Consider the following 12689-nt stretch of genomic DNA (forward strand, 5'->3'; position numbering starts at 1 on the left):
GATGAATATTTCTTACAATTGGCTTAAGAATTACTTAAATATAGATAAAACACCTGATGAGCTTTCATTGATATTGACCGATATTGGTTTAGAAGTGGAAGCAGTGGAGAAAGTAGAATCTATACCAGGCGGTCTTGAAGGTTTGGTAGTAGGGGAAGTGTTGAGCGCTGAGCAACATCCAAATGCAGATAAATTACGTATTACCAAGGTTGACGTAGGTACTGGTACACCATTGGATATTGTGTGTGGTGCGCCAAATTGCCGAGCGGGTTTGAAAGTAATTGTTGCAACTGTAGGATCTGTTTGTCATCCAACATCAGGTGAGCCATTCAAAATCACGAAGTCAAAAATCCGTGGTGAAGTTTCTGAAGGCATGCTTTGCGGCGAAGATGAAATTGGCTTAGGTACATCTCATGCTGGTATTGTCGAGTTGCCTGCTGATGCGCAAGTAGGAACATTAGTAAAGGATTTTTACGAAATAAAAGACGATTACCGCTTTGAAATTGGCTTGACACCAAACCGCGCAGACGCGGCTTCGCACTTAGGTGTAGCGCGTGATTTGGCTGCGTATTTCCGTACGAATTATACGCTACCAAATGTTGAAGCTTTCACTGAGCAATCTGCTCAAGGTACAGTTGTATCAGTAGAAAGTGAAGATGCTCCAAGATATTCTGGAGTGAATATTTCTGGAGTTAAAGTCGCGGAATCACCAGATTGGTTAAAAGAGAAGTTAAGTGCTATTGGTATTCGTTCGATCAATAATATCGTTGATATCACGAATTATATTTTACATGATTTAGGTCAACCTTTGCATGCATTTGATGCGGCTAAGATTGCTGGTAACAAAGTCGTTGTGCGTAAAGCATCTGAGGGTGAAGCATTCAAGACTTTGGATGGTAGTGATCGTACATTGTCTGCTGATGATTTAGTTATTGCTGATGCGGAGAAACCAATGTGTATCGCAGGAGTTTTCGGTGGCGAATATTCAGGCGTTACCGAATCAACTACAGATATCTTTTTAGAGTCAGCATATTTCAATCCTGTATCTGTACGTAAAACTTCAAAACGACATAATTTAAAAACGGATTCTTCATTCCGCTTCGAAAGAGGTACGGATCCAAATATTACAGTGTTTGCGCTTAAGCGTGCTGCATTATTGATTCAAGATATTGCTGGAGGTGTAATATCATCTTCTGTTACTGATATTTATCCAAACCCAGTTGAACCTTTCAGATTTGAGGTTAGCTACCGCAATGTCCAGCGATTGATTGGTAAAGATATTCCTGCAGAGCAGATTAAAGAAATTATCTTGGCTTTAGGAATTGTTGTGACTGCGGAAAATGATGGTGTGCTTTCTGTTGAAGTGCCTGCATACAAGGTAGATGTAACACGTGAAGTGGATGTGATTGAAGAAGTGTTGCGTATTTATGGTTACAATAATATTGAATTGAAATCTCAGATTTTAGCTTCGCTGAATACGCAGGAGAAACCGGATAAAGAGACAGTATTAAATCAAGTAGCAGACTTATTGATAGCTAATGGTTTTAGAGAGATTTTGTCTAATTCTTTGACAAAATCGGCTTACGCTGATGATGAGGCTACAGCTGTTAAATTATTCAATCCATTGAGTTCAGATTTGGACACGATGCGTCAGAACATGATTTATTCAGCCTTGACAGCAATTGAATACAACCAAAAACGAAGATTATCGGACTTGAAAATTTTCGAATACGGAAAAACATACCACTTGAAGGAAGATGGCTATGAAGAAAAACAACGTTTTGCATTAGCATTAGCAGGTAAAAAAGAAGCCGAACAATGGAATACGGTTTCTAAAAACGTGAATTTCTATAATTTGAAATCGGCTGTTGATACCATTTTAAAACGTCTTAAAGTAGAAGGTTTACAAATCGTAGAAACGACAAATGCGAATCTTGCTTACGGTTTGGATTATATGAAAGGCCAAAAAGTATTAGTTTCACTAGGTGCAGTTCATGCTGATGCACTGAAAAAAGCGGATGTAGACGGACAAGTTTATTTTGCTGATTTTGATTGGGATTTGTTGCTGAAGGCTATTCGTAAAAATTCAATCAAATTCAAAGAAGTCTCAAAATTCCCTGCTGTACGAAGAGATTTAGCCTTGTTAGTTGATGAAGCAATTACTTTTGATAAATTGAGAGCTGTCGCTTTAAAAACTGATAAAAAGCTATTAAAGGAAGTGAATATATTTGATGTTTATAAAGGCGATAAATTGCCAGAAGGCAAAAAGTCTTATGCTCTGAGTTTTACGATTCAGGACGAAGAAAAAACGCTAAATGATAAACAAATTGATAGCATTATTCAAAAATTAATTATTAACTTTGAGAAAGAGACTAAAGCTGTAGTGCGATAGAACTCCAATCAAATAATTTTAATTGCGAAATAAAATATGGCAGTATTATCTTCACAAATGAATATTATCGTTGAGAAAACGAAAAATTTAATTCAGTTGTGTGAAGCTTTGCAAGAGGAAAATGATTTGTTAAAGTTAGAATTACAATCAGTGCAAGTCGCATTCGAGACAAGTACTGAAAAGATAAAGCAACTTGAAGAGCAAACAAAAGCTATGGCAGTAGCTCGATCTCTAGACGAAGCGAATATAGATAAGGAAGCTATAAATGAAAAAATACTTGACACAAAGCAAAAAATTAACGATTTTGTGCGAGAAATAGACAGATGTATAAACTTATTGAAGTAGATAAGTAGAGTTAGGAAATAAGTTTATTACGTTATTAAGCTCGATAATCATGGGAGAAATTTCCATAAAAATAAATATCGCAGATCGTGTGTACCCATTACGTGTTACCACGGAGGAGGAGGAAGTAATTCGTCACGCTGCGAAATTGATAAATGAAAAAATTAAGGAATTGCAAGAAAATTATGCAGTTCGTGATAAACAAGATTTATTGTCTATGTGTGTACTGCAGTATGCTACAGGGATGATAAAAGCGGAGAAGCAAGCACAGCACCAAGATGTTGGCCTGGAGCAGTCCATTCACGAATTGGATAATTTACTAACTGATTTCTTTAATAAATAATATCGTTCTTATAAGAGCTATATAACTAAGAATTTGCCGCAATTAAATTCGGGTTGTCACTATTTTAAACTTAACGCTTCAATATCACGAGCAATATCAAGATATAGGCCATTTTGCTTTACGCCATCTAGGTCATAATCATACGCTCAAATCATGTGTAATCGAAGTTTAATAATACTTGGGACCTGTTAATTTAATTGCGGTTTTTTTTTGCTAGAAAAACATTAAAAACTAATATATATAAATTAATAATATGGAGTTAATAACCACAATTTCAATTATCATATCGCTTGTAATTGGTATTGTTATTGGACGATATTTACTACAAATGTTGTTCAAAAAGCAAGAGCAGGAGGCCAAAGAAAAAGCGGAGAATATCATAAAAGAAGCCGAAAAACAAGCGGAGCACACTAAAAAACAGCGTCAATTAGAGGCGAAAGAAAAATTTCTTCAATTAAAGTCTGAGCACGAAAAGGAAGTAAATCAACGTAATAACACGATTAGCCAAAAAGAAAATACGATTAAACAAAAAGAGCAATCTATTAATCAAAAACTTGAAAACCTTAATCGCGAAAAACAAGAGTTAGATAAAAAGAATCTGAAACTTGATCAATTGATTGAGTTAAATGAGAAAAAAAGCGAAGAAGTTGAGCAATTAAAGAATCAACACATTAGCCAGTTAGAAACTATTGCCGGATTAACTGCTGAGGAAGCAAAAGAGCAATTAGTAACATCATTACGTGAAGAAGCACGCTCACAAGCGATGATTCAAATCAAAGATATTGTTGATGAAGCGAAATTAACAGCATCCAAAGAAGCGAAAAAGGTTGTTATCCAAACTATTCAACGTACTGCTACTGAATCCGCTATCGAGAATACAGTTTCTATTTTCAATATTGAGAATGATGAAATCAAAGGTCGTATTATTGGTCGAGAGGGACGTAATATTCGTGCTTTGGAAGCTGCAACAGGAATTGAGATTATCGTAGACGATACACCAGAAGCAATTATTTTATCAGGATTCGATCCTGTACGTCGCGAGATTGCACGTTTGTCTTTACATAGATTAGTTACGGATGGTCGTATTCACCCAGCGCGTATCGAGGAGGTCGTTGCGAAAACACGTACACAAATCGAAGACGAGATTGTAGAAATTGGTGAGCGTACGGCTATTGATTTAGGTATTCACGGTCTACACCCTGAATTGATACGTATGGTGGGACGTATGCGTTACCGTTCTTCTTATGGTCAAAACTTGTTACAACACTCTCGTGAGGTAGCTAATTTTGCAGCTACCATGGCAGCAGAACTAGGTCTTAACGTAAAACATGCTAAGCGCGCAGGTCTATTACACGATATTGGTAAAGTTCCTGATGACAACCCAGAATTGCCACACGCTATCTTGGGTATGCAATTAGCGGAGAAATACAAAGAGCATCCTGACGTATGTAATGCTATCGGTGCGCACCACGATGAAATCGAGATGACATCAATGATTTCACCAGTAGTACAAGCGTGTGATGCTATCTCAGGAGCACGCCCGGGAGCACGTCGCGAAGTGGTAGAAAGTTACATAAAACGTTTGAAAGAATTAGAAGAATTAGCCCTTTCTTACCCTGGTGTAGATAAAACGTTTGCTATTCAAGCAGGACGTGAGTTACGTGTAGTCGTAGAAAGTGAAAAAGTAACGGATGCTCAGGCTGAGATTTTGGCAGCTGATATTTCTAACCGTATACAGACGGAAATGACGTATCCAGGTCAAATCAAAGTTACTGTGATTCGCGAGACACGTTCGGTGTCTTATGCAAAATAGACTTTTATTAAGATAAATAATAGCAAAGCCCTAACTTTATATAGTTGGGGTTTTTGCTTTTTAGAATTTTACCACATGGACATTACCAAAAGATTTGATCGACTTCTTAGTATTTACTTTTATCTGCAATCTAAACCCTTGGTGAAAGCTCAAGAATTAGCAGATAAATATGAGGTGAGTTTGCGCACGATTTATCGCGATATCAAATCTTTAGAGCAAGCTGGTGTCCCCATTATGGGAGAGGCTGGCTATGGTTATTCGCTCATGCATACCTATAAAATTCAACCGGTCAATTTCACTGAACAAGAAGCACTGAGTTTTGGGGTAGCCGAGAAATTAATGCAACATTATTTGGACAAGGAAATGGGGGAGCATTTTACCAATGCACTGCTAAAAATGAAAGGTGTTTTACGTTTTGCTGATAAGGAAAATGTAGCTGATTTGGATTCAAAAGTTCTGATCAATAAGCAAAAACATTTTCTGAATGAAAACGTGCCTACAGCATTAGCTACGCTTTTTGAAAGTATGGTCAAAAAAAAGCAAATTCATCTCCACTATAAATCCGTCGAAAGTAATAGCCAAGAACGTAATATTGAAGTTATTGGTGTATTTCAGGAAGGACAGTTTTGGTATTTCATGGCGTATTGTCATTTACGTGAGGAAGTCCGTCAATTTAGATTGGATAGGATTGAGCGTATACGCTTAACTGATGAACGTTACACACAACAATTTATGCCATTAAACGTATATTTAGAAGCGAATAAGAAAGAAGAAGTCTTGCACTCTATACGCATATGGGTACGTAAGGAGATGTCCCGATATCTTCATTGGGAGCGGCAGTATTATGGATTTATTCAAGAGGAAGAAAAAAATAATGGTGTAGAAATGCTATTCCACACCAGTCATATCGAACATTTTGCAAGATGGTTTATGATGTTTGCTGACGAAGCTGTAATTTATGAACCTGAAATTTTAAAAGATCAGGTTAAAACTATTTTGCAAAATGCTATAAATTCTCTTGATGATTATTCTCTTTCCCAAAAGAATGGAGGTTCGATACCTAAGGCTCTCAAGTAAACAAATCCTTGTGCGCGATGATGAACTTCATTGTCTATGAAATAAATAATATTGTGTACAATTGGAAAATTGTATTCGCCGAATAAATTAAAATCATCATTGAATCTTTCTTCGGGAATTTGGTTGTATAAATCAATCAGCACATGGGTGTCCTTATCCCATTGTGCTAACAAATCGGCTTTTGTATGTAATGGTAAATCATGATTATAGCTCTCTATTTTATCATATACAATACCAGATAAACCTGGTACTGCTAAGGATAGCATTTCTTTTGCCAAATCCGCAAACGTACGCATTCCACCTATTGAGAAATTAAATAATTCGTCTTCGGGGAATTTCTCAATTGTTTTTCGTGTTAAATTACGGTGACCTAACCAGTGTTTTAATAAGTCTGCTTTCGAAATAATTGCTGTCTTTTCCATTTTTATTTGTGGTTTTATTGTTTCTTCAAAGGTAGGAGTGGCTTGTGACAACAGTTTGTCAGTAGGCTTTTGGTGTTTTGAATTATTTTATTCACGGCGTTTTCTTTGCAATAATCTTATCTTTGTACCGGAAATATGAACAACATGATTAGTAAAGAAGATAAAATAAAAAACTTTGATCCTTCACAACCTGGACTGGCAGATGCAAGTATTTATGGTTTGCCATTTACGGCAGAAGAATCTGAAATTATAGTGATTCCAGTGCCTTGGGAAGTGACTGTTAGTTATGGTGCAGGTGCGTCAGAAGGGCCAGATGCTATTCTAGATGCGTCATTCCAAGTTGATTTGTTGCATCAAGATTTTCCTGAATTGTGGAAATTGGGAATTTATATGGACGAAGCTCCAGCGCAGTGGGCAGAGAACTCGGTAAAATATAAAGCATTAGCGCAACCAATTATTGAAGCATTAGAAAATGGAGAAAACATTAATGAAAATCCTACTCTAAAGGCTGATTTGGATTTGATTAATTCAGCATCAAAACAACTTAATGCTGAATTAAAAGAGCGTGTATTGGATTGGACGGCTAAAGGAAAAAAAGTAATTTTACTAGGTGGTGATCACTCAACTCCGCTAGGTTATTACCAAGCATTAGCAACTTCATACGATAATTTTGGAATATTTCATTTTGATGCACACATGGATCTACGTATTGCTTACGAAGGTTTTACGTATTCGCATGCATCTATTATGTACAATGCGATTCAGTTGCCACAAATAAGCAAATTGGTACAAGTAGGTATTCGTGATTTCTGTGAGCAAGAAGTTGAAGTTGTACAATCTTCGGATAAAGTGAAAGTGTATACAGATGCCGATCTTAAAAAAGCACAGTTTGAAGGTAAAACTTGGCAACAACAAGTGGATGAAATTATTGCGCATTTGCCTGATAATGTAGCAGTAAGTTTTGACATCGATGCGCTTTATCAATGGTACTGTCCAAACACAGGTACACCAGTTCCGGGAGGGCTTTCCTACGAACAAGCTGTTTATGCTTTATCTCGTTTAGCGGAATCCGGCAAAAAAATAATCGGAATGGATTTAGTCGAAGTTGCCCCTGGTGAATCAGACGAATGGGATGGAAATGTAGGAGCACGCTTATTATTCCATATGTGTGGTGTTTTTGCCAAAAATAATGGTTTGAATGTTGGTCATAAGATTCAGTTCTAACAATATATAAGATATTTATGCAAAGCAGGTTTTAAACTATAAAACCTGCTTATATTTTTTTATTGTAGCACAATATGTTTTAATTTCGTTCTATAGACACACTATCCTAATAATACATTCTATAATTGATGAAAAATACAACTTTCAAAATCTTGGCTACAGTTTTATTAAGCAGTAGTTTTTACTATTCCGAAGCACAAACTTTACGTGGTATTGGTAAACGATTAGGACAAAAAGCAGAACAATTTATCGATAAAAAAGTAGATGATATAAGCAATGCTACAGCATCGCAGAGTCAACCAACTGTTACCAACAGTGCCTCTCAAAATGGTCCTTTCAAACACTTACAAGGGTTAAAATACGATTATGTACGCGGAACAGAAGTCGTTTTTGAAGATAACTTTAGTGCAGATGAGTTAGGTGCTATGGCGCAACGTTGGACAAGTAATGGGAGAGGCGCTGTGAGTCAAGTGAGTATAGCAGAGGGTAAATGGTTGGAATTATTTGATGGTAATACGTATAAGATTAAGGATTTAGTTCGTATTCCAGAGAATTTTACGATTGAGTTTGATGTGTTGGCATTATCGGATGATAAACATCAATTTCGCTTAGATTTTGGTTTTGATTATCAAAAAGGTGTGGGTAATCATTACTATCTAGCAAAACATAATCCATTGAATATAAATGCATCCTATTGGTTCAATCGTTTTGAATTCCATAGCAAAGAAATGACACCAAACAAGAATAGTGAGGTAAAAGCTAATATGTCCTACTTTGTTAATGATGTGATGAAAGTAAAAATGCGTGTAGAAGGTAATCGTATGCATACATATATCAACGAATACAAAATTTTAGATACCGAAATGGTTGATCCAATAACTAAAAAATATTTTTATCTAGCTTTTAACAATGATGATAAAACTGGGAAAATTTATATTTCTAACTTCAGAATTGATAAGATTTAGTGATACTATATATCCTAAAAACCCTCATAATCTTCTGTAAATTATGAGGGTTTTATTTTGTTGGTATATTAATTTTTATTGTAGCAAAATAAACTTTAATTTTGTTTTACTTAAAAAATTAACCTAGTATAACATGAAATTAAATCTGCTTACTCTGGCTATCTGCAATCATTTCTTAATATAATGTGTTGTGGGAGTGGTAATCAATCCTATAATTATAAATATACTCCAGTTGGAAAAGTCTTGATTTTAAATACAGATTCTCGCTATGAAAATATAATGGATACTATAAAAGGGTCTTTTAGGGTAAGAATAGAATTTGAAATGGAACAGGTTTTTACGAATAATTTTTCTATTGTACCAACAGCAATGGCCTGTGATATCAATGAGCCATATCCATTAAATTACTCTAATATCGAATAACTCTCTCTATCTATAAATAAAGCTTTTGTATATAAAAACAATAACATAGAAGAGGAGGTGAATATTTTTTTATGTGGAATATCGTTACAATCCAAACTATGTTGTGTTTGATGAAAAATTCTTTACTACGCAAAATTCCAAAAAGGCTCAACCTTATTTACTATATCCGGTGAGTTAGAAGATGGAAAGAAATTTAAGTTTGAAAAAGAAGTATATTTAGACATATAATCCAACCTTGCCAACCATTTTCTCAATTCCGTCATAATTAACCCTTTTATGAAGATTTAAAATTGATTTTGTTATCTTTAGGCGAATTTTGATAGGGGGAGAATCTCATTATTAAAATTCTATTTTTAAAGTAGAAACATTATTATATTTTCAATAGAAAACTATGTCATCTAAAATCATTTACACTAAAACAGATGAAGCGCCATTATTGGCTACTTACTCTTTTTTACCTATTGTACAAGCGTTCGCAAAGACAGCGGATATCGATGTAGAATTAAGAGACATTTCATTAGCAGGACGTATTCTAGCTAATTTCAACGAATATTTATCTCCAGAGCAACAAACTGCTGATGCATTAGCAGAGTTAGGTCAATTGGCTACGACTCCAGATGCAAACATCATCAAGTTGCCAAATATTTCAGCTTCTATTCCTCAATTAAAAGGTGCTATAGCTGAATTGCAAAAAGCTGGTTACGCAGTCCCTAATTACCCAGATGCTGCTACTACGCCAGAAGAAGAAAAAATCAAAGCTACATACGCTAAAGTCTTAGGTTCGGCAGTAAATCCAGTATTGCGTGAAGGTAACTCTGATCGTCGTGCGCCTAAAGCGGTTAAAAATTATGCTAAAGCAAATCCGCACCGTATGGGTGCTTGGGCAGCAGATAGCAAAACTAAAGTAGCGTCAATGACTGATGGTGACTTCTATGCAACAGAGCAATCTGTAACAGTAGAAGAAACAGGTCAATTCAAAATTGAATTTGTAGCTGCTGATGGTTCTGTAGAAGAATTGAAAGGCTTAGCTCCATTAAAAGCTGGTGAAGTAATTGATTCGTCCGTATTGAATGTAGCTAAATTAAAAGATTTTGTAGCTGCTACTATCGCTGAGGCTAAATCTGAAGGTGTATTGTTGTCAGCACACTTGAAAGCGACAATGATGAAGGTTTCTGACCCTATTATTTTTGGAGCGATCGTTGAAGTTTACTTCAAAGATGTATTTGCACAGTACGGTGAGTTATTCGCTTCTTTAGGCATCAACAAAAACAATGGTTTAGGTGAAGTATTTGCTAAAATTGCTGGTAACGATAAAGAAGCTGAAGTAAAAGCTGCTATCGAAGCTGCTATTGCAAATGGTCCTGATTTAGCAATGGTTAACTCAGATAAGGGTATTACAAACTTACACGTTCCTTCGGACGTAATCGTAGATGCTTCTATGCCTGCAATGATTCGTATTGGTGGTAAAATGTGGGACAAAGCAGGAGCAGAGCGTGATACTATCGCTATCATCCCTGATCGTTCTTATGCTGGTGTTTATGAAGCTGTAATAGAGGATTGTAAAGAAAATGGCGCTTTAGATCCACAAACAATGGGTTCAGTACCTAACGTAGGTTTGATGGCTCAAAAAGCTGAAGAATACGGTTCTCACGACAAAACTTTCCAAGCTGCTGCAAACGGTACTATCCGTGTCGTAGATGCGAATGGTAATGTATTGATGGCACAAGCTGTTGAAGCTGGTGATATCTTCCGTATGTGTCAAACGAAAGATGCTCCTATCCAAGACTGGGTTAAATTAGCTGTAAACCGTGCTCGTTTGTCTGCTACACCTGCTGTATTCTGGTTGGATGAAGCGCGTGCGCACGATAGAGAAATCATCAAAAAAGTAGAAAAATACTTGGGAGATTACGATACTAATGGATTAGATATTTTCGTAATGTCTCCAATCGAAGCGACTAAATTCTCTTTAGATCGTATCCGTGAAGGTTTAGATACAATTTCGGTAACGGGCAACGTATTACGTGACTATTTAACTGACTTATTCCCAATCTTAGAGGTTGGTACTTCAGCGAAAATGTTATCTATCGTTCCATTGATGAATGGTGGTGGTCTTTTCGAAACAGGAGCTGGTGGTTCTGCGCCTAAACACGTAGAGCAGTTCTTAGAAGAAGGTTATTTACGTTGGGATTCATTAGGTGAGTTCTTAGCTCTACAAGCTTCTTTTGAGCACTTAGCACAAACTCAAAACAATGCTAAAGCACAAGTTTTGGCAGATGCATTAGACGAAGCAAATGCGTTATTCTTAGCTAATGACAAATCTCCAGCACGTAAAGTAGGTCAAATTGACAACCGTGGTTCTCACTTCTACTTAACTTTATACTGGGCTCAAGAATTAGCTAAACAAACTAAAGATGCTGAATTAGCAGCTCAATTTGCGACTTTGGCTGAAAAACTATCAGCTAACGAATCTCAAATAAACGAAGAGTTAATTGCTGCTCAAGGTACAGCTCAAAATATCGGTGGTTACTACTTCCCGAATGATGAGTTAGCTACTCAAGCTTTACGTCCTTCAGCAACATTGAATAATGCAATTGCTGCGTTATAAGCAATTCATTTTTAGGAATATTCAAAAGCCTTCTTCGATTTCGAAGAAGGCTTTTTTGTGGTGCGCCCGGCATGGGCGATAACTCTAGGGTGCAAGTCCCGAACACGCCATTACAGTTGGAAGTGTTAGCCGAAGGCAAGGGTGTCCACCGTGAGGTGGAATCTGAAGGAAGCATTAGGCAAATTCTCGGTCTGACGGACAGAAACTACATATAAGGCCTAAGCTGCTGGATGAGGTTGCAACACAAACTAAAGTCCTATACTGTACAGAAGCATCAAGGTAAATGTAGCAGACACATGAGATGAAAGTTATCGTTCTTACCCGGGGAGATCTCACAGACTTGTGGAAGTTTTTTTTTCAGAAGCAAGGAGTAAAGCTAGCTGTGAGAAGTCAGCCGATTTCGTAGTACTTGCTTACGGCAAAGCAAGGAAGGAATGAACCTAAAGTTAGTGATCAATACATGAGAATTACCTAATGAATGATAGAATGCAGAAAATTGATAACGTTTATCAACCTGATCACAAAAGAATAGGGCGGAACCCGAATGCTATGTGGGAGGGCAGACTTTTATTAGGATGATTGAAAAGAACCTCACAGACACAAACACACGAGTAGATGAACTGTTAGAACAACTTCTTGACCGTCAGAACCTAAATGCTGCCTATGTACAAGTGGTCGGTAATGGTGGTGCTGGAGGTATCGATAAGATGGGCGTCGAATCCCTTGTGGATTATCTTAGAGAGCATACAGAGAAACTTTTAACATCCATCAAGCAAGGGAGTTACTATCCTTCTGCAGTAAGACGTGTTGAAATTCCTAAAGACAATGGGTCAAAGCGAATGCTGGGCATCCCAACAGTAGTTGATCGGCTCATCCAGCAGGGCATTAATCAAATCCTGACACCAATCTACGAACCTGAATTCAGTGACCACTGGAATTGCAACTAAAAAGTGGAAACAATTTTAAGCTACCATTCTTCGATTTTGATTTAAGTATTTTTCCATTTGATTAGGGGTTAAATCACCTATAGCGGAATGTATTCTTTTATCATTATAAAAGCCCTCTATGTACTCAAATATTTTC

General features: G+C 36.6%; 13 protein-coding genes. 10 read left to right on the forward strand and 3 right to left on the reverse strand.

Annotated elements, in window-relative coordinates; all coding sequences use genetic code 11:
• Position 1: 1 nt before the first annotated feature.
• The 5 genes from pheT to GOQ16_RS13795 all read left to right on the forward strand — a co-directional run bounded on the left by pheT (position 2) and on the right by GOQ16_RS13795 (position 5967).
• On the forward strand, positions 2-2392 hold the full coding sequence (gene pheT, locus GOQ16_RS13775) for a phenylalanine--tRNA ligase subunit beta (protein WP_160069815.1): 2391 nt from the start codon (positions 2-4) through the stop codon (positions 2390-2392).
• 36 nt (positions 2393-2428) lie between these two features.
• Positions 2429-2737 carry a hypothetical protein gene (locus GOQ16_RS13780; protein WP_160069816.1) on the forward strand — a complete coding sequence of 103 codons (309 nt, stop codon included), beginning with the start codon at positions 2429-2431 and terminating at the stop codon, positions 2735-2737.
• Positions 2738-2786: 49 nt separating this feature from the next.
• Complete coding sequence (locus GOQ16_RS13785; RefSeq protein WP_149912824.1) at positions 2787-3077, forward strand: cell division protein ZapA; 291 nt, start codon at positions 2787-2789, stop codon at positions 3075-3077.
• 253 nt (positions 3078-3330) lie between these two features.
• Positions 3331-4890, forward strand: coding sequence for a ribonuclease Y (rny, locus tag GOQ16_RS13790; protein WP_149912823.1), 1560 nt, complete (start codon positions 3331-3333; stop codon positions 4888-4890).
• 75 nt (positions 4891-4965) lie between these two features.
• Positions 4966-5967: a helix-turn-helix transcriptional regulator gene (locus GOQ16_RS13795; RefSeq protein WP_160069817.1), complete on the forward strand. Its 1002-nt coding sequence runs from the start codon at positions 4966-4968 to the stop codon at positions 5965-5967.
• Here the strand turns inward: GOQ16_RS13795 and GOQ16_RS13800 are convergent.
• Positions 5916-6389 carry a DinB family protein gene (locus tag GOQ16_RS13800; protein WP_160069818.1) on the reverse strand — a complete coding sequence of 158 codons (474 nt, stop codon included), beginning with the start codon at positions 6387-6389 and terminating at the stop codon, positions 5916-5918. The two genes, GOQ16_RS13795 and GOQ16_RS13800, sit on opposite strands and share 52 nt — an antisense overlap.
• Positions 6390-6533: 144 nt before the next feature.
• Here GOQ16_RS13800 and GOQ16_RS13805 point away from each other — a divergent pair, with 144 nt between their 5' ends.
• The 3 genes from GOQ16_RS13805 to GOQ16_RS13815 all read left to right on the forward strand — a co-directional run bounded on the left by GOQ16_RS13805 (position 6534) and on the right by GOQ16_RS13815 (position 9001).
• A complete protein-coding gene (locus GOQ16_RS13805; RefSeq protein WP_192922534.1) occupies positions 6534-7613 on the forward strand; it encodes an agmatinase family protein in 1080 nt (359 codons plus the stop codon).
• 128 nt (positions 7614-7741) lie between these two features.
• A complete protein-coding gene (locus tag GOQ16_RS13810; protein WP_160069819.1) occupies positions 7742-8578 on the forward strand; it encodes a hypothetical protein in 837 nt (278 codons plus the stop codon).
• A 183-nt stretch (positions 8579-8761) separates the two neighbouring features.
• Positions 8762-9001: a hypothetical protein gene (locus GOQ16_RS13815; protein ID WP_160069820.1), complete on the forward strand. Its 240-nt coding sequence runs from the start codon at positions 8762-8764 to the stop codon at positions 8999-9001.
• A gap of 125 nt (positions 9002-9126) precedes the next feature.
• Here GOQ16_RS13815 and GOQ16_RS13820 read toward each other — a convergent pair whose 3' ends face one another.
• The gene (locus GOQ16_RS13820; RefSeq protein ID WP_160069821.1) at positions 9127-9264 is read right to left on the reverse strand and encodes a hypothetical protein; all 138 of its coding nucleotides are present in this window, start codon (positions 9262-9264) and stop codon (positions 9127-9129) included.
• Positions 9265-9392: 128 nt separating this feature from the next.
• On the opposite strand from GOQ16_RS13820, the gene GOQ16_RS13825 reads away from it, so the two are divergent.
• The gene (locus GOQ16_RS13825; protein WP_160069822.1) at positions 9393-11606 is read left to right on the forward strand and encodes an NADP-dependent isocitrate dehydrogenase; all 2214 of its coding nucleotides are present in this window, start codon (positions 9393-9395) and stop codon (positions 11604-11606) included.
• A gap of 575 nt (positions 11607-12181) precedes the next feature.
• On the forward strand, positions 12182-12553 hold the full coding sequence (locus GOQ16_RS13830) for a reverse transcriptase family protein (protein WP_192922535.1): 372 nt from the start codon (positions 12182-12184) through the stop codon (positions 12551-12553).
• Between the two features lie 15 nt (positions 12554-12568).
• Here the strand turns inward: GOQ16_RS13830 and GOQ16_RS13835 are convergent, their stop codons facing one another.
• The gene (locus GOQ16_RS13835) at positions 12569-12685 is read right to left on the reverse strand and encodes an IS3 family transposase (protein WP_438865732.1); all 117 of its coding nucleotides are present in this window, start codon (positions 12683-12685) and stop codon (positions 12569-12571) included.
• Between the last annotated feature and the right edge of the window lie 4 nt (positions 12686-12689).

Source organism: Sphingobacterium bovisgrunnientis, assembly GCF_009829085.1.
GTDB lineage: Bacteria > Bacteroidota > Bacteroidia > Sphingobacteriales > Sphingobacteriaceae > Sphingobacterium > Sphingobacterium bovisgrunnientis.

Coding starts and splice junctions, on each gene's coding strand:
- GOQ16_RS13825 (WP_160069822.1), top strand. CDS start 9,393: ATGTCATCTAAAATCATTTACACTAAAACAGATGAAGCGCCATTATTG.
- GOQ16_RS13805 (WP_192922534.1), top strand. CDS start 6,534: ATGATTAGTAAAGAAGATAAAATAAAAAACTTTGATCCTTCACAACCT.
- GOQ16_RS13815 (WP_160069820.1), top strand. CDS start 8,762: ATGTGTTGTGGGAGTGGTAATCAATCCTATAATTATAAATATACTCCA.
- GOQ16_RS13785 (WP_149912824.1), top strand. CDS start 2,787: ATGGGAGAAATTTCCATAAAAATAAATATCGCAGATCGTGTGTACCCA.
- pheT (WP_160069815.1), top strand. CDS start 2: ATGAATATTTCTTACAATTGGCTTAAGAATTACTTAAATATAGATAAA.
- GOQ16_RS13780 (WP_160069816.1), top strand. CDS start 2,429: ATGGCAGTATTATCTTCACAAATGAATATTATCGTTGAGAAAACGAAA.
- GOQ16_RS13795 (WP_160069817.1), top strand. CDS start 4,966: ATGGACATTACCAAAAGATTTGATCGACTTCTTAGTATTTACTTTTAT.
- GOQ16_RS13800 (WP_160069818.1), bottom strand. CDS start 6,389: ATGGAAAAGACAGCAATTATTTCGAAAGCAGACTTATTAAAACACTGG.
- GOQ16_RS13820 (WP_160069821.1), bottom strand. CDS start 9,264: ATGACGGAATTGAGAAAATGGTTGGCAAGGTTGGATTATATGTCTAAA.
- GOQ16_RS13810 (WP_160069819.1), top strand. CDS start 7,742: ATGAAAAATACAACTTTCAAAATCTTGGCTACAGTTTTATTAAGCAGT.
- rny (WP_149912823.1), top strand. CDS start 3,331: ATGGAGTTAATAACCACAATTTCAATTATCATATCGCTTGTAATTGGT.
- GOQ16_RS13830 (WP_192922535.1), top strand. CDS start 12,182: ATGATTGAAAAGAACCTCACAGACACAAACACACGAGTAGATGAACTG.